The 19,447-nt window shown below is 59.8% G+C and carries 18 protein-coding genes and 1 other annotated feature; of the genes, 10 read left to right on the top strand and 8 right to left on the bottom strand.

The features are described from left to right. Positions 1 to 132 precede the first annotated feature (132 nt). From yfiB to yfiR, 3 genes are read right to left on the bottom strand one after another with little or no spacing between them, the layout of a single operon-like run. Entirely contained in the window at positions 133 to 630 is a 498-nt protein-coding gene (yfiB, locus tag M6G53_RS20880) for an outer membrane lipoprotein YfiB (protein WP_253334228.1), read from the bottom strand. Between the two features lie 38 nt (positions 631 to 668). Further along, a complete protein-coding gene (dgcN, locus tag M6G53_RS20875; RefSeq protein ID WP_253334226.1) occupies positions 669 to 1,916 on the bottom strand; it encodes a diguanylate cyclase DgcN/YfiN in 1,248 nt (415 codons plus the stop codon). Next, on the bottom strand, positions 1,913 to 2,524 hold the full coding sequence (gene yfiR / locus M6G53_RS20870; RefSeq protein ID WP_436286544.1) for a regulatory sequestration protein YfiR: 612 nt from the start codon (positions 2,522 to 2,524) through the stop codon (positions 1,913 to 1,915). The genes dgcN and yfiR overlap by 4 nt, the downstream gene beginning before the upstream one ends. A gap of 633 nt (positions 2,525 to 3,157) precedes the next feature. Here yfiR and sltY point away from each other — a divergent pair. Then, positions 3,158 to 5,086 carry a murein transglycosylase gene (sltY, locus tag M6G53_RS20865; protein ID WP_253334224.1) on the top strand — a complete coding sequence of 643 codons (1,929 nt, stop codon included), beginning with the start codon at positions 3,158 to 3,160 and terminating at the stop codon, positions 5,084 to 5,086. A gap of 54 nt (positions 5,087 to 5,140) precedes the next feature. After that, positions 5,141 to 5,473 (top strand): trp operon repressor, encoded by a 333-nt coding sequence (gene trpR, locus M6G53_RS20860; protein WP_253334223.1) that lies wholly within the window; start codon positions 5,141 to 5,143, stop codon positions 5,471 to 5,473. Between the two features lie 2 nt (positions 5,474 to 5,475). Here trpR and yjjX read toward each other — a convergent pair whose 3' ends face one another. Further along, on the bottom strand, positions 5,476 to 6,000 hold the full coding sequence (gene yjjX, locus M6G53_RS20855; RefSeq protein ID WP_253334222.1) for an inosine/xanthosine triphosphatase: 525 nt from the start codon (positions 5,998 to 6,000) through the stop codon (positions 5,476 to 5,478). Between the two features lie 101 nt (positions 6,001 to 6,101). Between yjjX and gpmB the strand changes: the two genes are divergently transcribed. Beyond that, positions 6,102 to 6,749 carry a 2,3-diphosphoglycerate-dependent phosphoglycerate mutase GpmB gene (gene gpmB, locus M6G53_RS20850; protein WP_253334221.1) on the top strand — a complete coding sequence of 216 codons (648 nt, stop codon included), beginning with the start codon at positions 6,102 to 6,104 and terminating at the stop codon, positions 6,747 to 6,749. Here gpmB and robA read toward each other — a convergent pair. Further along, positions 6,746 to 7,615, bottom strand: coding sequence for an MDR efflux pump AcrAB transcriptional activator RobA (robA, locus tag M6G53_RS20845; RefSeq protein ID WP_253334220.1), 870 nt, complete (start codon positions 7,613 to 7,615; stop codon positions 6,746 to 6,748). The two genes, gpmB and robA, sit on opposite strands and share 4 nt — an antisense overlap. 342 nt (positions 7,616 to 7,957) lie before the next feature. On the opposite strand from robA, the gene creA reads away from it, so the two are divergent. Continuing rightward, a complete protein-coding gene (creA, locus tag M6G53_RS20840) occupies positions 7,958 to 8,437 on the top strand; it encodes a protein CreA (RefSeq protein ID WP_038878540.1) in 480 nt (159 codons plus the stop codon). Positions 8,438 to 8,488: 51 nt separating this feature from the next. On the opposite strand, the gene arcA is transcribed toward creA, so the two are convergent. Beyond that, positions 8,489 to 9,205, bottom strand: a complete 717-nt coding sequence (arcA, locus tag M6G53_RS20835) for a two-component system response regulator ArcA (protein ID WP_004933003.1) — start codon at positions 9,203 to 9,205, stop codon at positions 8,489 to 8,491. Between the two features lie 629 nt (positions 9,206 to 9,834). On the opposite strand from arcA, the gene M6G53_RS20830 reads away from it, so the two are divergent. From M6G53_RS20830 to thrC, 5 genes are all read left to right on the top strand, one after another. Then, on the top strand, positions 9,835 to 10,521 hold the full coding sequence (locus tag M6G53_RS20830) for a tRNA/rRNA methyltransferase (RefSeq protein WP_253334219.1): 687 nt from the start codon (positions 9,835 to 9,837) through the stop codon (positions 10,519 to 10,521). Positions 10,522 to 10,715: 194 nt separating this feature from the next. Next, the gene (gene thrL / locus M6G53_RS20825; protein WP_071525951.1) at positions 10,716 to 10,802 is read left to right on the top strand and encodes a thr operon leader peptide; all 87 of its coding nucleotides are present in this window, start codon (positions 10,716 to 10,718) and stop codon (positions 10,800 to 10,802) included. Next, positions 10,741 to 10,858 (top strand) — a sequence feature (Thr leader region). It overlaps the preceding gene by 62 nt. A 24-nt stretch (positions 10,859 to 10,882) precedes the next feature. Then, on the top strand, positions 10,883 to 13,342 hold the full coding sequence (gene thrA, locus M6G53_RS20820; protein WP_253334218.1) for a bifunctional aspartate kinase/homoserine dehydrogenase I: 2,460 nt from the start codon (positions 10,883 to 10,885) through the stop codon (positions 13,340 to 13,342). A 1-nt stretch (position 13,343) separates the two neighbouring features. Continuing rightward, positions 13,344 to 14,273 carry a homoserine kinase gene (thrB, locus tag M6G53_RS20815; protein ID WP_253334216.1) on the top strand — a complete coding sequence of 310 codons (930 nt, stop codon included), beginning with the start codon at positions 13,344 to 13,346 and terminating at the stop codon, positions 14,271 to 14,273. Between the two features lie 3 nt (positions 14,274 to 14,276). Further along, complete coding sequence (gene thrC / locus M6G53_RS20810) at positions 14,277 to 15,566, top strand: threonine synthase (RefSeq protein ID WP_253334213.1); 1,290 nt, start codon at positions 14,277 to 14,279, stop codon at positions 15,564 to 15,566. 46 nt (positions 15,567 to 15,612) lie between these two features. On the opposite strand, the gene yaaA is transcribed toward thrC, so the two are convergent. Both yaaA and M6G53_RS20800 read right to left on the bottom strand, forming a co-directional pair. Next, entirely contained in the window at positions 15,613 to 16,389 is a 777-nt protein-coding gene (gene yaaA, locus M6G53_RS20805) for a peroxide stress protein YaaA (RefSeq protein WP_253334211.1), read from the bottom strand. 105 nt (positions 16,390 to 16,494) lie between these two features. Continuing rightward, on the bottom strand, positions 16,495 to 17,931 hold the full coding sequence (locus M6G53_RS20800) for an alanine/glycine:cation symporter family protein (RefSeq protein ID WP_253334209.1): 1,437 nt from the start codon (positions 17,929 to 17,931) through the stop codon (positions 16,495 to 16,497). A 383-nt stretch (positions 17,932 to 18,314) separates the two neighbouring features. Here M6G53_RS20800 and tal point away from each other — a divergent pair, with 383 nt between their 5' ends. Continuing rightward, positions 18,315 to 19,268 carry a transaldolase gene (gene tal, locus M6G53_RS20795; protein WP_253334206.1) on the top strand — a complete coding sequence of 318 codons (954 nt, stop codon included), beginning with the start codon at positions 18,315 to 18,317 and terminating at the stop codon, positions 19,266 to 19,268. The last annotated feature ends 179 nt before the right edge of the window (positions 19,269 to 19,447 follow it).

The following is a 19,447-nucleotide window of genomic DNA, read 5'->3' as shown; positions in this document are numbered from 1 at the left end:
GCCTCTCTATATCAGTATTTATAGGATGTCTGGCGGCATGAGTGTAGCCCGTTTCGATCTCGGATCCCAGACATCGCTCAGCGATCGCTAAGTATAACCGTTTATGCGCCGATAAAGGCGCATATTGGTGGCTTATGGCGTGACGACGATCGCGACGCGGCGGTTTTCCGCGCGGCCGCTGGAGGTGCGGTTATCGGCAACGGGATCGCGCTTGCCCATGCCGCGGGTTTCGATATTGGCGCGCGGAATGCCGACGCTGGCCAGCAAATCGGCCACCGCATCGGCGCGGCGCAGGGAGAGCTGGTCGTTATAGCTGTCTTCGCCGTAGTTGTCGGTATGGCCGTCCAGGCGGAACTTGGTGATGCCGACGCTCAGCAGCGCGCGGCCCATCTTCTGCACCGTCTCGGTGCTTTCCGGGTTCAGCTTGCCGATGTTGTTGCCGAACAGCACTTTATCCGACAGGCCGAACTCCCAGCCGTTGTCGGTCAATTTGAAGCCCTGCGATTGCAGCAGCGCGATCTGCTCGGGCGTCAGGCCCTGCGGTTTGCTCTGGCAGCCGGCGAGCGTCAGCAGGGCGACGAACACCATCGTCAGCAGTGAAAAACGACCTTTAAACAGTTGCTGTATCATAGTCAAAATCCCTAGTTCAAGTGTTATAGCCGGGGCTCTTATTTGTGTATAGCCAGCCGCCAGCCTCCGTTATAACGATGCTTTGCCTGATACATCGCATCGTCAGCTTCGTGCAAAAGACCCTGAGGCGTCGACGCGTGATCAGGGTACAGCGCAATGCCGATACTCAGAGAGGTAATGACCGTCTCGTCGTTCGGTAAAATGACCGGTTGCTTCATGCAGTCGATAATATTATCGGCGATCTGCAGGACATCTTCCGTGCCGTGTACCGGCGCCAGCAGCACGGCGAATTCATCCCCTCCCAGGCGCGCGACCAGATCGGTTTCGCGCAGCTGCGCGCGAATGCGCCCGGCGATAGTGGTCAGCACCGCATCGCCGGCGGCGTGGCCGTAACTGTCGTTCACTTCCTTGAAGCGATCGCCGTCGATAAACAGCACCGCCAATTTTGCCGGCGGTTCTATATCGCCCAGGGCGCGGCTCAGCCGGCCTTCGAAGAAGGCGCGGTTCGGCAAGCCGGTCAGGCTGTCGTGCGTCGCCCGATGGGCCAGCGAGTCGTTCTCCTGTTTCAGATGGGCCTGCCAGGCCTCCAGCTCGTCGAGCAGGCCGTTGAAATCGTTGCTGAGCTCATGCAGCTCGGCGATCGGCGCCGACGGCACCCGCAGGCCGAAGGTGCGATCGCGGCGCACCGCGTGCGCCACGTTGGCGATGTCGTCCAGCGAACTGACGATGCCGACCAGCATGCGGCGCGACAGCACCAGGGCGCACAGGGTACTGAGCACCATGCAGGCGATCATGCCCACCAGGCCGCGCAACAGGAAGCGCAACAGGCTGCCGCCGTTGCCGCTCAACCAGACCTGGCCGACCTGTTTGCCCTCGTGGGAGATAGGCAGGATGACCGGTTCGGGCAGCGCCCAGTGCGCGACGATTTGCTCCAGACCGTGCAGCGGGCCGTCGGTGGGATGACGCCAGCAGGCCAACATTTTGCCTTTATTATCCAGAATGCGCGCTTCCAGGATCTCTTCGTTGGAGGCGATCAGCATCAGCGCCTCGCGCGCGGCGGCGCCATCTTCAAACACCACGGCGGCTTCAACGGTATAGCTGATGGAACGCGCGATCAGGTGCAGGTTGTGATTGGCGTAGGCGCGCAACGCAAACAGCGCCACCAGCGTCAGAAAGATGCCGGCGGTACCGACGGCGATCAGCGCCAATCCAAGATGCACCCGCTGCAGCACCCGGCCCAGCGTCGGGCGCGCATTGCCCGAACGGTTTCTACGCAATAGCCTCATAGCGGCGGCGCCTGTTTGCGTGCCAACTGCAGCACGTTGGGGTGAACGCGCACGCCGCTGCGCGCCAGAGCGTCCAGGTTGACCTTGAAGCTGGCCTGGTCCCCATCGATCTGCAGGCAAAATGCGCTGCCGGCGGAGCATTCGCTATCGTTCTCACTGATGCTGAGAATGGAGTTGCCGGAAATGCGCTGCATGAAATTTTGTCTCTGCGCGGCGTTGATGTTCCCTAAATAGATGACATCACAGCCGGTAATCAGCTTCGGGCTGTCGAGCGGCACGCGTTCGGTTTTAATCGGACGCGGCGCGCTGAGCAGGATCGGATCGAACAGCCCTTCGGCATACTGAGTGGGTGCCGTCACGCACAACCGGATCGGATTGGGTTCACGCGACCAGCGGGCATAGCTGATGATGCCTACCACCACGGTCGTTACGGCGTGCGTGCGCTTTTGATAGGGATCATCGGCGGCGCGCGCAGGCCCGGGCAACGTCAGCAGCACCAACAAAACGATCAGCAACAGGCGGCCGATATTCAGACGTGCGGCAAGGAACCCCCGCGCGGGGTTTTTTGCGCAACGCATCGTTATCGCGGTATTATTTGCCATCTTCACCCGCCATTCCGGCCTGATCCACCGCCCACAGGGCGTGGCCCGACAAGGGAAAATCCGGCCCGCTTGAAGGGACTATCGTTTTGCTGAAAGCTGTCAGTCGCACTGCCTAATGAACACTATCTAACCCATAATTGGCGCGGATTGTATTATAAGATGTCTTCGTTGGGCGCTTTATGTGCTGTTTTCTCGGAATTATCCTACTTATTTTTGATAGTATAAAAATGCCTAACCGGGTTTGCCACCGCTTTTCTGCAAAGTTGGCGCGTTTGGCCAGCTGTCAGGCGATTTGCGCAACGGCGGCGGCGTCTCGCAAATGCAATAATGCGATAGCTAATAATTAAAAAATATTTTACTTTGCCAGGAAACGCCGATGCGGCTAATAAAAATCCGGTAGGGGGAAATATTCCGCCGGTCTGATTTGTCAGCCAAAGTAAACGTTTTTTACCTGGTTCCCGTCATGGCGATACACTTCTTCTTCTACAGTATTGAATGGATAAGCGATTGCGCTGTCTATGATAGATACCTGCGTCCGGGCCGTGCGCCCGGCTTTATTTTGTCCCGCGGCGCCCTGTCGCCGTGGTTGCCGGGGAGCTGGGCGGCTCCTGCGGCACAACCAGTGAGGAAAGAGCGAGGATGGTCAAGGTGGACAAGCGACGGCTGTTGGCGGTAGGACTGTGCCTGACGGCGTTTTCCGGCGCGGCGTTGGCGGATTCTCTGGATGCGCAACGTCAGCGCTACCAGCAGATCAAGCAGGCGTGGGACGGCAATCAGATGGACGTGGTGACGCAGCTGATGCCGACGCTGCGCGATTACCCGCTTTATCCTTACCTGGAGTACCGCGAGCTGACGCAGGATCTCAGCCAGGCGGGGTTCTCCGAAGTTAACGATTTCATCAAGCGCAACCCGACGCTGCCGCCGGCGAAATCACTGGCGCCGCGTTTCGTCAATGAACTGGCGCGGCGCGAAGACTGGCGCACCCTGTTGGCCTTCAGCCCGCAGCCACCCAAACCGGCGGCGGCGCGCTGCAACTATTACTACGCCAAATGGGCCACCGGCGATCAGCAGGCGGCCTGGAGCGGCGCCGACGAGCTGTGGCTGAACGGCAAAACGCTGCCGGGCGCTTGCGATCGGCTGTTCAGCGTTTGGCGCGGCGCCGGCAAGCAGACGCCGCTCGATATCCTGGCGCGCATGAAGCTGGCGTTGAAAGAGGGCAACAGTTCGCTGGTCAGCAATCTCTATAGCCAGCTGCCGGCCGACTACCAGACCATGGGCAGCGCCCTGGTGCGCTTGCAAAACGATCCGACCACCGTGGAGGCCTTCGCCCGCAGCGTGGGGCCGACCGACTTTACCCGTGCCGCCACCGGTATCGCCTTTGAGCGCCTGGCGCGGCAGGATGTGGAAAACGCGCGGGCGATGATCCCGACGCTCGCACGGCTGCAGAAAATGAGCGGCGACGAACGGCTGGGGCTGGAAGAGGCGGTGGCCTGGCGCTTGATGGGCAGCGATGCCACCTATGAACAGGCGCAGTGGCGCGATCAGGTGATTCTGCGCAGCCGTTCGCCTTCGCTGTTGGAGCGCCGGGTGCGCATGGCGCTGGGCAACGGCGATCGGCAGGGCGTGGCAATCTGGCTGGCCCGTTTGCCGGAAGAGTCGCGCAACAAGGATGAGTGGCGCTACTGGCGCGCCAGTCAGCTGATGGACGAAGGCAAGCGCGCCGAAGGCGAGGAGATGTTGCGCAACCTGATGACCGAACGCGGCTTCTATCCGATGGTGGCGGCGCAGAAGCTGAACGCCACGTATCCGGTGATGGTGGCGGTGGCGGCCAAGCCGCGCGCGTCGCTGGTCGACGGGCCGGAAATAGCCCGGGTGCGCGAGCTGATGTACTGGAATATGGACAACCTGGCCCGCAGCGAGTGGGGCTCCTACGTCGCCAGCCGCAGTCGGCCGGAACAAGAGGCGCTGGCGCGTTATGCCTTTGAGCAGAAATGGGCCGATCTGAGCGTGCAGGCGACCATCGTCGGCAAGCTGTGGGATCATCTGGAAGAACGCTTCCCGGTCGCCTGGCCGCAGGAGTTCCGCCGCGCCACCGATGACAAGGGGATCACCACCAGCTATGCGATGGCTATCGCGCGTCAGGAGAGCGCCTGGAATCCGAAGGCGCAGTCGCCGGTCGGCGCTTCCGGCCTGATGCAGGTGATGCCGCGCACCGCGCAGCACACGGTGCAGATGTTCAACATCCCCGGCTATGTCGGCCCGAGCCAGCTGTTCGATCCGCAGACCAACATCACCATTGGCACCAGCTATCTGGAGTCGGTCTATCAGCAGTTCGGCCGCAACCGCATCCTGTCAACCGCCGCCTATAACGCCGGCCCGTCGCGGGTGAACACCTGGCTTGGCAACAGCGCAGGGCGGATCGATCCGGTGGCATTTATCGAAAGCATTCCGTTCTCGGAAACGCGCGGCTACGTCAAGAACGTGCTGGCCTATGATGCGTTTTATCGCTACCTGACGCACCGGCCGGCCAAGGTGCTCACCGACGCCGAGTGGCAGAGACGTTATTGATTTTGACGGCCCTATGGTATGCTGCTGTACTAGTTAAATAGTATGGTGGCTGCCATGACGCAATTATCGTTAAACGACCCCGCTCTTTCAGAACAAGGCAATGAGGATTGGCTGCGCTTCGTCGCGCTGCTGCAGAATTCGTTTGCGCAAGACCTGCATCAGCCGCTGCTGCAGCTGATGCTGACGCCGGACGAGCGCACCGCGCTGGGTACGCGGGTGCGGATCATTCAGGAGCTGATGCGCGGCGAGATGAGCCAGCGCGAGCTGAAAAATGAACTGGGCGCGGGGATCGCCACCATCACCCGCGGTTCGAACAGCCTGAAGGCGGCCTCGCCCGCGCTGAAACAGTGGCTTGAGCAGCAGCTGCTGCACGACGCGCGCCGGTAGGTTCAGTGATGTTGCTGATAGATGGCGTTGTGGAACGGCACCAGCGCCAGCAGCAGCGCCTGATGGTAAACGCTGGTGCGGCTCAGCCGGCCATCGGTGAAGACGCCGATGGCGCCGCCCTGACGCTTCACCTCGGCGTTGCCGGTGATCGCCGCCATTTCGTTGCCCAATTCGCTGCCGGCGCGAATACCCTGTAAGATGACTTCCGGCAGCATCAGGCTCGCCGAACGGGATTCGCCGCGGATGTGCGGATTCTCGATGGTCATCCAGGCGAAGGTCATATTCTCTTCAATCCCGGCTTCCACGCCGACCCAAAAATCGGCCTCGGGCCTGACCTGGCGCGCTTCCATCACGCGCTGACGCGCGCCGGTGCGGGTTTCGTGATTGCCTATCGGCTGCAGCGAGACGCCGCTGGCGACGTCGACGGGTTCAATGCGGTACTGGCCCGCGCCGAAGACGTCATCGAAGGCCAGTTGAATAGCCTTGATCTTTGCCGGGTTGGTAGTTGCAGCGACAACATGGTACATAACGGGTTTGATATCCTTCTGGCCGATACGCCGGGCAGCGGCAAAAACGCCGCCGGGCCGGGGATAAACGCAAATTTCACGCAGTATAACGGAAAACAAAAATGTTACAGGTATACCTCGTTCGCCATGGCGAAACGGAATGGAACGCGGCCCGCCGCATCCAGGGTCAGTCCGACAGCCCGTTAACCGCCATGGGGGAACACCAGGCCCGTCTGGTCGCCAGGCGCGTCAGCAAAGAAGGCATTACGCACGTCATTACCAGCGATCTGGGGCGTACGCGCCGCACCGCGCAGATCATCGCCGAAGCCTGTGGCTGCGAAGTGATTAGCGATCCGCGTTTGCGTGAGCTGCACATGGGGGTTCTGGAAGAACGCCTGATCGACAGTTTGACGCCGCAGGAAGAGCAGTGGCGCAAACAGATGGTCGATGGTACTCCTGACGGCCGTATCCCTCAAGGCGAATCCATGGAGGAGCTGGGCGAGCGCATGCGCGCCGCGCTGGAGAGCTGCCTGATGCTGCCGGAAGGCAGCAAGCCGCTGCTCGTCAGCCATGGCATCGCGTTGGGGTGTTTGATCAGTACGGTGCTCGGGTTGCCGGCCTATGCGGAACGCCGCCTGCGCCTGCGCAACTGCTCACTGTCGCGCGTCGATCACCAGCAGAGCCCGTGGCTGGCTTCCGGCTGGATCGTGGAAACGGCGGGCGATGTCACGCACCTGGACATGCCCGCGTTGGACGAACTGCAGCGTTAACGCCGAATCGGGATCAGGTAATCGCACTTGATCTCGATAGGCGCCTGATGCGGACGGCGCTCGCCTTTCGGGTAGAAACGCTCGATGTCGTGCCCCTTGCGGCGCGTCAGCTGGAGTGCCGGCAGGCAGGTGCCATAGACCGTCAGGATAAAGTCTTGCAGCCCCTCGGTGGGGCCTTCGTAGCTGAACATCGCAAACTCACCGCCCGGCAGCACCAGCGGCTGCCCTTCCTGTACCTTGTCAGGCACCTGATCCGGCTCCAGCGCCGTGGTGTACAGCACTTCCTGTTCGTCGTCCTTCTCCTGGCTCGGGCGCGAGTGGTGCAGCCCGTAGAGCACCGGCGGCAAGGTATCGACATCACCGAGGAACTGGCGCCAGAACTGTGAGCGCAGTTCGGTGCGCACGGTGGTGATTTGTTCCAGCGTACAGGAATAGCTTTGGGTCAGGCCGACCAGGTGTTTATCCGGCAACGAGACGAATTCCGGCTGCGGCAGGGTGAAGGCCCCCAGACGGATCGGCGGGCAGATACCGAATGCGTTCCAGTCCTCGGCGCGGCGGTACAGCGCCGGCGTTTGCGCAAACTGTTTTTTGAAGGCGCGGGTGAAGGTCTGCTGCGAGTCGAAGCGATATTGCAGGGCGATATCCAAAATCGGCCGGCTGGTCAGGCGCAGCGCGACGGCGGCTTTGGACAGCCTCCTTGCCCGGATGTAAGCACCGATGGCGTTACCGGTAATATCTTTGAACATCCGTTGCAGATGCCATTTGGAGTAGCCGGCCTTGGCCGCCACATTATCCAGCGACAAGGGTTGGTCCAAATGGCTTTCCAGCCAGCTAAGCAGATCACGAATGATACCGGCTTGATCCATAGATCTTCCTCGTAAAGCTTGGGGGTAGGAACCCGAACTGTTGATTCGTCACGCTGGTGCTGCGCTATCAGACCGATCCATGAGCCATTATGCGTTGCACTCTTTGCCTCTGCTGCGCATGCCGCGCCAGAGTTGGATTGGGGTACACCGTAGTGGGCGCAAAGAAATAACGACGCCGCATCATAGCAATTTTTTTACTCCGCGACTCTCAAAGATTTTTGTCACGCTCTGTGCTAAAACGGACGGTGCGGACCCGTAAAAAACCGATTCCGTGAGCTTAGACATAAATAATGGTCATCGCCGAACCTATTTTCGCGACAAGGTTATATCGGAGTTAAGTAAATGAAAAAAGGCTGGATATTTTTATTCGGTTTGGTTTGCGCAACCGTTGGCAGCGCGCAGGCGGAGCAGGTGGGTTCCGTTGATACCGTGTTTAAACTGTTGGGGCCGGACCACAAAATCGTGGTGGAAGCGTTCGACGATCCGGATGTTAAAAATGTAACTTGTTATATCAGCCGCGCCAAAACCGGTGGCATCAAAGGCGGCCTGGGGCTGGCGGAAGACACCGCCGACGCGGCCATTTCCTGCCAACAGGTGGGGCCTATCGAGCTGAGCGACAAGATCAAGAACGGCAAGGCGGAAGGCGATGTGGTGTTCCAGAAACGCACCTCGCTGGTGTTCAAGAAGCTGCAGGTGGTGCGCTTCTACGACGCCAAGCGCAATTCGCTGATTTACCTGAGCTACTCCGACAAGGTGATCGACGGTTCGCCGAAGAACGCGCTGAGCGCGGTGCCGATCATGCCGTGGGCCGAGACGAAATAAAAAAACGGGGTTCAGCATGCTGAACCCCGTTTTCATGACGGCAGGCCGGAATTACTCTTCCAGATCGCCGCAGAAGCGGTAGCCTTCGCCGTGAATGGTGGCGATGATTTCCGGCGTATCCGGCGTCGATTCGAAGTGTTTGCGAATGCGGCGGATGGTGACGTCCACGGTGCGGTCATGCGGCTTCAGCTCGCGGCCGGTCATTTTCTTCAGCAGTTCGCCACGGGACTGGATCTTGCCCGGGTTTTCGCAGAAGTGCAGCATGGCGCGGAATTCGCTGCGCGGCAGCTTGTACTGTTCGCCGGCCGGGCTGATCAGCGAGCGGCTGTTGATGTCCAGCTCCCAACCGTTGAATTTGTAGCTCTCGACCAGGCGGCGTTCTTCGCCGAGGCTGCCCAGGTTCATGGTGCGCGACAGCAGGTTGCGCGCGCGGATGGTCAGCTCACGCGGGTTGAACGGTTTGGTGATGTAATCGTCGGCGCCGATTTCCAGGCCGAGGATTTTATCCACTTCGTTATCGCGACCGGTCAGGAACATCAAGGCGACGCTGGCCTGTTCGCGCAGTTCGCGCGCCAACAGCAGGCCGTTTTTGCCTGGCAGGTTGATGTCCATGATGACCAGATTGATATCATTTTCAGACAGGATATTGTGCATCTCTGCACCATCATTGGCTTCATGAACAATGTAGCCTTCCGCCTCGAAAATGCTCTTCAGGGTGTTACGAGTGACTAACTCGTCTTCGACAATCAGAATGTGCGGGGTCTGCATATTTGCTACCTAAAATTGCCAACAAAATAGAAAATCGGAAGTACAGAAGTCTCTGTTTTCTTAGAGGAGGGCAGAGATAGCGCCACGTTCCCTCTCAGCAAATGACTAAAGTACGTAAACTCGTTCTTGATGCACTTTCCATCTCATGTCAACAAGATCGCTAGCCTGGTGGGGATGCTGTTTCCTACAACCCCTTGGGGTGCCAAATCGGCGCATATCCTAACCCCATTAACAGCAATATAACAGCGCGTGCCGAATTCATCACCCAACAAAACTACGCTTTGTTGACATATATCAAATTCAATTGTAGCACGTTAACAGATTTGTGAAAAACACTTACAGAAATGCCAGTTTAAGTCACAGAACCTCAAATTCTGTGAACGATTCAGCATTATCCGGCCCGATAGGATACAATTATTCGCTTATTGATCATCGCCTTGTTTTAACTCATTGATAAATAAATGCAGTAAAACATAAGCACGAATAATGACTATTACGACGGGTTTATTAGCTCAACGAGCCGTTTAATCTTGTTTGTTGCTATTAACGCGTTTATTGTTACGCAATTGTAAATATAAGCGGGCGCTGCGCCACCGTCAAAACGCAGGCTCGCCTTCGGTGGAAGAGTGATGCAGCTTCATATTGTTTTAGTGGCTCCGGCGCGGCCGGAAAACGTCGGCGCGGCGGCGCGTGCGATGAAAACCATGGGTTTCGCTTCGTTGCGCATTGTCGACAGCGAGGCGCATCTGCAGCCGGCGGCGCGCTGGGTGGCGCACGGGGCCGGCGAGATCCTCGACGGCGTGCAAAGGTTCGCCACGCTGGAGCAGGCGCTGGCGGACGTGGATTTCACCGTCGCCACCACCGCCCGCAGCCGCGCGCGTTTTCACTACTACTGCACGCCGCCTGAGCTGCTGGAACAGCTGAGCGAGCGTAAGCAGTGGGTCGGCCAGGCCGCGCTGGTGTTTGGCCGCGAAGATTCCGGCCTGACCAACGAAGAGCTGGCGCTGGCGGATTTGCTGACCGGCGTGCCGATGCAGGCCGACTATCCGTCGCTCAACCTGGGCCAGGCGGTGATGGTGTACTGCTATCAGCTGGCGAGCCTGATGGGCGTCAGCACGCCGCAGGAAACGGCGGCGTCGGAAGGGCAGCTCAAGGCGCTGCGCCGCCGTGCCGATGCCTTGTTGAACGCACTGGATGTCGGTGATGACCAAAAATTGCGCGACTGGCTGCACCAGCGCCTTGGCGCGCTGCAACAGCGAGATACGGCGATGTTGCATACGCTGCTGCACGACATCGAAAAAAAACTCGCCAAGTGATAGCGGCTACATCAGGCGGCTAACCAGTGTGATCCACTATTAAATCGGCTTTAATTTGTTTTTTTGTTCTGTCATTTTGCTTTTTACCTCCGGTATCGCGCAATGTCGCCGCTGAACGGAAAATAAGCAAAAAAAAGAAATCGTTTGACTTGGGATAGCGATTGCTTTAACCAATAGAGGGGACAGAGTATTTCATGAGACAGACAGACAATATGCGCAACATCAGCCTGAAAACCACAATTATTACCACCACCGATACCACAGGTAACGGGGCGGGCTGACGCGCACAGGAAACACAGAAAAAAGCCCGCACCTAATCAGTGCGGGCTTTTTTTTCGGCTTAAATTCGGAGAGATCACACATGCGAGTGCTGAAATTTGGCGGAACCTCGGTGGCGAATGCAGAACGTTTTCTGCGCGTCGCCGACATCATGGAGAGTAACGCGCGTCAGGGACAGGTAGCCACGGTCTTGTCCGCCCCCGCAAAGATCACCAACCATCTGGTGGCGATGATCGACAAAACGGTGGCGGGCCAGGACATTCTGCCGAATATCAGCGACGCCGAGCGGATCTTTGCCGACCTGCTGAGCGGCCTGGTGCAGGCGCTGCCGGGCTTTGAATACGATCGCCTGAAGGGCGTGGTCGAACAGGAGTTCGCGCAGCTCAAGCAGGTGCTGCACGGCGTTTCGCTGCTGGGGCAGTGCCCGGACAGCGTGAACGCGGCTATTATCTGCCGCGGCGAAAAGCTCTCCATCGCCATCATGGAAGGGGTATTCCGCGCCAAGGGCTACCCGGTCACGGTGATCAATCCGGTGGAGAAACTGTTGGCGCAGGGCCACTACCTGGAGTCCACCGTGGACATCGCCGAGTCCACGCTGCGCATTGCCGCGGCGGCGATCCCGGCCGACCATATCGTGCTGATGGCCGGCTTCACCGCCGGTAACGACAAGGGTGAGCTGGTGGTGCTGGGCCGCAACGGTTCCGATTATTCCGCCGCGGTGCTGGCCGCCTGCCTGCGCGCCGACTGTTGCGAGATCTGGACCGACGTCGACGGCGTGTATACCTGCGATCCGCGTACCGTGCCGGACGCCAGGCTGCTGAAATCGATGTCATACCAGGAGGCGATGGAGCTCTCCTATTTCGGCGCCAAAGTGCTGCACCCTCGCACCATCACGCCGATTGCCCAGTTCCAAATCCCTTGCCTGATCAAAAACACCTCCAACCCGCAGGCCCCCGGCACGCTGATCGGCAAAGACAGCACCGATGACGCGATGCCGGTGAAAGGCATCACCAACCTGAACAACATGGCGATGATCAACGTCTCCGGCCCGGGCATGAAAGGCATGGTCGGCATGGCCGCGCGGGTGTTCGCCGTGATGTCGCGCGCCGGCATTTCGGTGGTGCTGATCACCCAATCCTCTTCCGAATACAGCATCAGCTTCTGTGTGCCGCAAGGCGAACTGCAGCGTGCCCGCCGCGCGCTGGAGGAGGAGTTCTATCTGGAGTTGAAAGACGGCGTGCTGGATCCGCTGGACGTCATGGAGCGCCTGGCGATCATCTCGGTGGTCGGCGACGGCATGCGCACCCTGCGTGGCATCTCCGCGCGCTTCTTCTCCGCGCTGGCGCGTGCCAACATCAATATCGTCGCCATCGCCCAGGGCTCTTCCGAGCGTTCAATTTCGGTGGTGGTCAGCAATGACTCCGCCACCACCGGCGTGCGCGTCAGCCACCAGATGCTGTTCAACACCGATCAGGTGATCGAAGTGTTCGTCATCGGCGTCGGCGGCGTCGGCGGGGCGCTGATCGAGCAAGTCTACCGCCAGCAGCCGTGGCTGAAGCAAAAACATATCGACCTGCGGGTGTGCGGTATCGCCAACTCGCGCGTGATGCTGACCAACGTGCACGGCATCGCGCTGGACAGCTGGCGCGACGAGCTGGCCGGCGCGCAGGAGCCGTTCAATCTCGGCCGCCTGATCCGGCTGGTGAAGGAGTATCACCTGCTGAACCCGGTGATCGTCGACTGTACCTCCAGCCAGGCGGTGGCCGATCAGTATGTGGACTTCCTGGCGGACGGTTTCCACGTGGTCACGCCGAACAAAAAGGCCAACACCTCGTCGATGAACTATTATCAGCAACTGCGCGCGGCCGCCGCCGGTTCGCACCGCAAGTTCCTCTACGACACCAACGTCGGCGCCGGGCTGCCGGTGATTGAGAACCTGCAAAACCTGCTGAACGCCGGCGATGAGCTGGTGCGCTTCTCCGGTATCCTGTCCGGTTCGCTGTCCTTTATCTTCGGCAAGCTGGACGAAGGGCTGTCGCTGTCGGCGGCGACCCTGCAGGCCCGGGCCAACGGCTACACCGAGCCGGATCCGCGCGACGATCTGTCCGGGATGGACGTGGCGCGCAAGCTGCTGATCCTGGCGCGCGAGGCCGGTTACAAGCTGGAGCTGAGCGATATCGAAGTCGAGCCGGTGCTGCCGCCGTCCTTCGATGCGTTGGGCGACGTGGATCAGTTCCTGGCGCGGCTGCCGGAGCTGGATAAAGAGTTCGCGCGCAACGTGGCCAACGCCGCCGAACAGGGCAAGGTGCTGCGCTATGTCGGCCTGATCGACGAAGGGCGCTGCAAGGTGCGCATCGAGGCGGTGGACGGCAACGATCCGTTGTATAAAGTGAAGAACGGCGAGAACGCGCTGGCCTTCTACAGCCGCTATTATCAGCCGCTGCCGCTGGTGCTGCGCGGCTACGGCGCCGGTAACGATGTGACCGCAGCGGGCGTGTTCGCCGATCTGCTGCGCACACTGTCATGGAAGTTGGGAGTTTAATATGGTTAAGGTGTATGCACCGGCCTCGATCGGTAATGTCAGCGTCGGTTTCGATGTGCTGGGCGCGGCGGTTTCGCCGATCGACGGCACGCTGCTGGGCGACTGCGTCAGCGTCGAAGCCGCCGAGACGTTCAGTTTGCAGAATGCCGGGCGCTTCGTCAGCAAGCTGCCGGCCGAGCCGAAAGAAAACATCGTTTATCAATGCTGGGAGCGTTTCTGCCAGGAGATCGGCCGCGAAGTGCCGGTGGCGATGCGGTTGGAAAAGAACATGCCGATCGGATCGGGGCTGGGTTCCAGCGCCTGTTCGGTGGTCGCCGGGCTGATGGCGATGAATGAATTCTGCGATCGTCCGCTGGATAACATGACGCTGCTCGGCCTGATGGGCGAGCTGGAAGGCCGCATTTCCGGCAGCGTGCATTACGACAACGTGGCGCCTTGCTACCTTGGCGGCCTGCAGCTGATGCTGGAAGAAGAAGGCATCATCAGCCAGGCGGTGCCGTGCTTCGACGATTGGCTGTGGGTCATGGCCTATCCGGGCATCAAGGTCTCCACCGCCGAAGCGCGCGCCATTTTACCCGCGCAATACCGTCGTCAGGATTGCATCAGCCACGGCCGCTATCTGGCCGGCTTTATCCATGCCTGCCACACCCGGCAGCCGCAGCTGGCCGCCAAATTGATGCAGGACGTGATCGCCGAACCGTACCGCACCCAGCTGCTGCCGGGCTTCGCGCAAGCGCGCAAGGCGGCGCAGGAGATCGGCGCGCTGGCCTGCGGTATCTCCGGTTCCGGCCCGACGCTGTTCGCCGTCTGCAACGACGGCGCCACCGCGCAACGCATGGCCGCCTGGCTGCAACAACACTATCTGCAAAACGACGAAGGTTTTGTTCATATTTGCCGTCTGGATACCGCAGGCGCTCGACTACTGGGATAACGCATGAAACTGTACAACCTTAAGGATCACAACGAGCAGGTCAGCTTCGCGCAGGCGATCAAACAAGGCCTGGGCAAGCAGCAGGGGCTGTTCTTCCCGCTGGCGCTGCCGGAGTTCGAACTGACCGAGATCGACCAGCTGCTGGAGCAGGACTTTGTCACCCGCAGCAGCCGCATTCTGTCGGCCTTTATCGGCGAAGAGGTACCGGAAGCGGCGCTGAAGAAACGCGTGCAGGCCGCCTTTGAGTTCCCGGCGCCGGTGGCGAAAGTGACCGAAGACGTCGCCTGCCTGGAGCTGTTCCACGGCCCGACGCTGGCGTTCAAAGACTTCGGCGGCCGCTTTATGGCGCAGATGCTGGCGGAAGTGGCCGGCGAGCAGCCGGTGACCATTTTGACCGCCACCTCCGGCGACACCGGCGCCGCCGTGGCGCACGCCTTCTACGGCCTGAAAAACGTCCGGGTGGTGATCCTCTATCCGCAGGGCAAAATCAGCCCGCTGCAGGAGAAGCTGTTCTGTACCCTGGGCGGCAACATTCACACCGTGGCGATCGACGGCGACTTCGATGCCTGTCAGGCGCTGGTGAAGCAGGCGTTCGACGATCGGGAATTGAAAGAGGCGCTGCACCTGAACTCGGCCAACTCGATCAACATCAGCCGCTTGCTGGCGCAGATCTGCTACTACTTCGAAGCGGTGGCACAGCTGCCGCAGGAAGCGCGCAATCAGCTGGTGATTTCGGTGCCGAGCGGTAACTTCGGCGATCTGACCGCCGGGCTGCTGGCCAAGTCGCTGGGTCTGCCGGTGAAGCGCTTTATCGCCGCCACCAACGCCAACGACACCGTGCCGCGCTTCCTGACCAGCGGCGAGTGGCAGCCGCACGCCACGGTCGCGACGCTGTCCAACGCCATGGACGTCAGCCAGCCAAACAACTGGCCGCGCGTGGAAGAGCTGTTCCGTCGTAAGGTCTGGCAGCTGAAAGAGCTGGGCCACGCGGCGGTCAGCGATGAGACCACCCGGGAAACGATGCGTGAACTGGCCGAGCTGGGCTATATCTCAGAACCGCACGCGGCCATTGCCTATCGTGCGCTGCGCGATCAGCTGCAGGAAGGGGAGTTCGGTCTGTTCCTCGGTACCGCGCATCCGGCCAAGTTTAAAGAGAGCGTAGAAGCGATCCTCGGCCAGCAACTGCCGTTGCCGAAAGCGCTGGCGCTGCGGGCCGATCTGCCGCTGCTGTCGCACACGCTGCCGGCCGGCTTTGCCGAGCTGCGCAAGTTCCTGATGGGGCTGCCGGCCTGAGATTCGGCAGGCTAGAATGCGAAAAGCCGTCTTGCGACGGCTTTTTTTATGCCTGCTCCGGGCGTTTGAACACCAGTTCATTGCCCTGCGAGGCGGCTTCGTCGAAGGCGTAGCCTTCCAGGTTGAAGTCCACCAGCTGCTCGCTGCGCGTCAGGCGGTTCTTGATGATAAAGCGGCTCATCAACCCGCGCGCTTTTTTGGCGTAGAAGCTGATGACCTTGTACTTGCCGTTCTTCTCGTCGAGGAAGATCGGTTTGATCAGCGCGCCGTGCAGTTTGGCCGGCTTCACCGCCTTGAAATACTCGTCGGACGCCAGGTTGACCACCACGTCGTCGCCCTGCTGCTCCAGCGCTTCGTTGAGTTTCTGGGTGATCTGATCGCCCCAGAAGCCGTACAGATCTTTGCCTTGCGGGTTTTCCAGCTTGATGCCCATCTCCAGCCGGTACGGCATCATCAGATCGAGCGGGCGCAGCACGCCATACAGGCCGGACAGCATACGCAGATGCCGCTGGGCAAAGTCGAAATCGGCCTCGTTGAAATCCTGCGCCTGCAGGCCGGTGTAAACGTCGCCCTTGAACGCCAGCAGCGCCTGACGGGCATTGTCCGGGGTAAATTTCGGCTGCCACTCGCTAAAGCGCGCGGCGTTCAGCCCGGCCAGCTTGTCGCTGATGCTCATCAGGCTGGCAATTTGCGCCGGCGTCAGCTCGCGGCAAATGTTGATAAGCCGCTGAGACTGGTCCAGCAGTTCGGGCTGCGTGAAACGTTCTGTCGCCAGCGGGCTTTCATAATCGAGAGTTTTTGCAGGGGAAATAATAACGAGCATGGCCAGATCCTGTTTATCCAAGTGGGGATACTGTAGCAAAAAGCGCGGGAAAAAGGGGCAATCGGTCCAATAGGCGGGGCGCGCATGGCACGCGCCCCGGAAAACTCAGCGCGGCGGCTGTTGGTCGTCCCACACGCCCGGCTCCAGCTGCGACTTCAGCTCCGGATAACGGTTGGCGTCGAAGGTCGGCAGCTTGCCCAAGCGGCGCTGGCGATGGTAGTCGTCGGCCAGTTTCAGCGCCACCCGCGACAGCAGCAGGATCGCCGTCAGGTTGGTGATCGCCATCAGCGCCATCGAGGTATCCGCCATTTTCCACACCAGCGGCAGCTCCGCCAGCGCCCCGAACATCACCATGCCCAGCGCCACGCAGCGGAAAATGATCAGGCCGCCCGGATGGTTGTGCTCAAGGAACACCAGGTTGCTCTCGGCGTAGGCGTAGTTGGCGATGATCGAGGTAAAGGCGAAGAAGAAGATGGCGATGGCGACGAACGGCGTTCCCCAACTGCCGACGGCGGTCGACAGCGCACGCTGGGTCAGATCGATGCCGCTGATGCTGTCGGTCGGCTGATCGAGGATGCCGGAAGAGAGAATGATCGCCGCGGTGGCGCTGCAGATAACGATGGTATCGATAAACACCCCGAGCATTTGCACGTAGCCCTGCGAAGCCGGGTGCGGCGGGTAAGGTGAGGCGGCCGCCGCCGCGTTGGGCGCCGAGCCCATGCCGGCTTCGTTGGAGAACAGGCCGCGCTGCACGCCCTGGGTCATCGCCTGGGAGATGCCGTAACCGACCGCGCCGGCCGCGGCTTCCTGCAGGCCGAAGGCGCTTTTGAAGATCAGCATCAGGATCGCCGGCATGTGTTCGATGTTATGGCCAATCACCCAGAGGGCCAGCAGCAGGTAGGCGCCGGCCATCAGCGGCACCACCAGCTCGGCCACTTTGGCGATGGAGCGGATACCGCCGAAGATCACCACGCCGCTCAGCAGCACCAGACCGATGCCGACGTGCAGCGGCTGCAAATGGAAGGCGACGGCGGAGGCCTGGGCGATGGAGTTGGCCTGCACGGCGTTGAACACCAGGCCAAAAGCGATAATCAGGAAGATCGAGAACAGCACGCCCATCCAGCGCATGCCGAGGCCCTTTTCCATGTAGTAGGCCGGGCCGCCGCGGTAGTTGCCGTTATCGTCTTTGGTTTTGTAGAGCTGCGCCAGTGAGCTTTCCACAAAGGAGGTGGCCATGCCGATAAACGCCACCACCCACATCCAGAAGATGGCGCCGGGGCCGCCGGCGGTCAGCGCGATGGCGACGCCGGTCAGGTTGCCGGTGCCGACGCGCGCCGCCAGCGTGGTGCACAGTGCCTGAAAGGAGGAAATGCCGGCGCTGTCGCTCTTGTTGCTGTTTTTCAACACCGAGAACATGTGGCTGAAGTGGCGAAGCTGGATAAAGCGGGTGCGCAACGTGAAATAAATGCCGGTGCCGAGCAGCAGATAAATCAGTACCGAACCCCACAAAATGTTGTTTATAAAGTTCATCAGGTCCGTCAAGGGATCCCTCCTCTTATCGTAATTTAATGCGCACCTTGCAGCATCCACCGCAGGTGAAAAACATTGGCCTATTTTTTACAAGAGCTTAGCTGGAATCAGTCCGGCGTCAGTCGATTAAGATTTTTCGCAGATTAGCGGACGAATTGCATCAATTTTTTCGAATTTAACATAATTTATTCGGACGATAGCACGTTATTGTCTTTTCATCCGCTCGGTAATGGCGAAAGATATCGGCGTAAACGGTTGCTCGCCCAAGGATAAAACAGATGCTTGCGCGCCGCGGTTTTCCAGCCTTGCACCGGGCTTGGCGCATGTTATTATCAGGGCAGGGCATGGTTGAACAATGCCAAAAGTTCATGCACAAACGATGAGATAATGCCAACATGACCGACAAATTAACTTCCCTGCGCCAGCTGACGACGGTGGTTGCAGATACGGGTGATATCGCGGCAATGAAGCTGTATCAACCGCAGGACGCCACAACCAACCCTTCGCTGATCCTCAATGCAGCCCAAATTCCTGAATACCGCAAACTGATTGACGAAGCCATCGCCTGGGCACGTGGCCAGAGCAGCGATCGCGAGCAGCAGATCGCCGACGCCGCCGACAAGCTGGCGGTCAACATCGGTCTGGAGATCCTCAAACTGGTTCCGGGCCGCATCTCCACCGAAGTGGACGCGCGTCTGTCTTACGACACCGTCGCCAGCGTGGCCAAGGCCAAGCGCCTGATCAAGTTGTACAACGAAGCCGGCATCAGCAACGATCGCATTCTGATCAAACTGGCCTCGACCTGGCAGGGCATCCGCGCGGCGGAGCAGCTGGAGAAAGAAGGCATCAACTGTAACCTGACGCTGCTGTTCTCCTTCGCTCAGGCTCGTGCCTGTGCCGAAGCCGGCGTTTACCTGATCTCGCCGTTCGTCGGCCGTATCCTCGACTGGTACAAAGCCAACGGCGACAAGAAAGAGTTCGCCCCACACGAAGATCCGGGCGTGATCTCCGTGACAGAAATTTACCAGTACTACAAACAGCACGGTTACCACACCGTGGTGATGGGCGCCAGCTTCCGTAACGTCGGCGAAATCATCGAACTGGCTGGCTGTGACCGTCTGACCATCGCCCCTGCGCTGCTCAAAGAGCTGGCGGAGAGCGAAGGCGCGCTGGAGCGCAAACTGTCTTACACCGGTGAAGTGAAGGCGCGTCCTGCCGCACTGACCGAACCTGAGTTCTACTGGCAGCACAACCAGGATCCGATGGCGGTTGAGAAACTGACCGACGGCATCCGCAAGTTCGCCGTAGACCAGGGCAAACTGGAAAAAATGATCGCCGACCTGCTGTAATTCCCGCAGATCGCGCAGCAAAAAGGTGGCTCGGGCCACCTTTTTTTATGCCCGTGACCCGTCCTAAATAGCGTTGACACATTTTACTCACGCACAGAGGAAAATGTGATGAACCAGTATGTTAAACGCACACAACGCGATTATTCTCTATCCTTTAAATTAGCCGTTGTCGAACAGGT

It is taken from the genome of Serratia nevei (assembly GCF_024160145.1).
GTDB classification, from domain to species: Bacteria; Pseudomonadota; Gammaproteobacteria; order Enterobacterales; family Enterobacteriaceae; genus Serratia; species Serratia nevei_A.
This window is presented reverse-complemented; position numbering and strand designations above follow the sequence as displayed.

Bases quoted from the DNA above. Each gene is read 5' to 3' on its own strand.
- yfiB (WP_253334228.1), bottom strand. From the start codon at position 630: ATGATACAGCAACTGTTTAAAGGTCGTTTTTCACTGCTGACGATGGTG.
- dgcN (WP_253334226.1), bottom strand. From the start codon at position 1,916: ATGAGGCTATTGCGTAGAAACCGTTCGGGCAATGCGCGCCCGACGCTG.
- sltY (WP_253334224.1), top strand. From the start codon at position 3,158: ATGGTCAAGGTGGACAAGCGACGGCTGTTGGCGGTAGGACTGTGCCTG.
- trpR (WP_253334223.1), top strand. From the start codon at position 5,141: ATGACGCAATTATCGTTAAACGACCCCGCTCTTTCAGAACAAGGCAAT.
- yjjX (WP_253334222.1), bottom strand. From the start codon at position 6,000: ATGTACCATGTTGTCGCTGCAACTACCAACCCGGCAAAGATCAAGGCT.
- gpmB (WP_253334221.1), top strand. From the start codon at position 6,102: ATGTTACAGGTATACCTCGTTCGCCATGGCGAAACGGAATGGAACGCG.
- robA (WP_253334220.1), bottom strand. From the start codon at position 7,615: ATGGATCAAGCCGGTATCATTCGTGATCTGCTTAGCTGGCTGGAAAGC.
- creA (WP_038878540.1), top strand. From the start codon at position 7,958: ATGAAAAAAGGCTGGATATTTTTATTCGGTTTGGTTTGCGCAACCGTT.
- arcA (WP_004933003.1), bottom strand. From the start codon at position 9,205: ATGCAGACCCCGCACATTCTGATTGTCGAAGACGAGTTAGTCACTCGT.
- M6G53_RS20830 (WP_253334219.1), top strand. From the start codon at position 9,835: ATGCAGCTTCATATTGTTTTAGTGGCTCCGGCGCGGCCGGAAAACGTC.
- thrL (WP_071525951.1), top strand. From the start codon at position 10,716: ATGAGACAGACAGACAATATGCGCAACATCAGCCTGAAAACCACAATT.
- thrA (WP_253334218.1), top strand. From the start codon at position 10,883: ATGCGAGTGCTGAAATTTGGCGGAACCTCGGTGGCGAATGCAGAACGT.
- thrB (WP_253334216.1), top strand. From the start codon at position 13,344: ATGGTTAAGGTGTATGCACCGGCCTCGATCGGTAATGTCAGCGTCGGT.
- thrC (WP_253334213.1), top strand. From the start codon at position 14,277: ATGAAACTGTACAACCTTAAGGATCACAACGAGCAGGTCAGCTTCGCG.
- yaaA (WP_253334211.1), bottom strand. From the start codon at position 16,389: ATGCTCGTTATTATTTCCCCTGCAAAAACTCTCGATTATGAAAGCCCG.
- tal (WP_253334206.1), top strand. From the start codon at position 18,315: ATGACCGACAAATTAACTTCCCTGCGCCAGCTGACGACGGTGGTTGCA.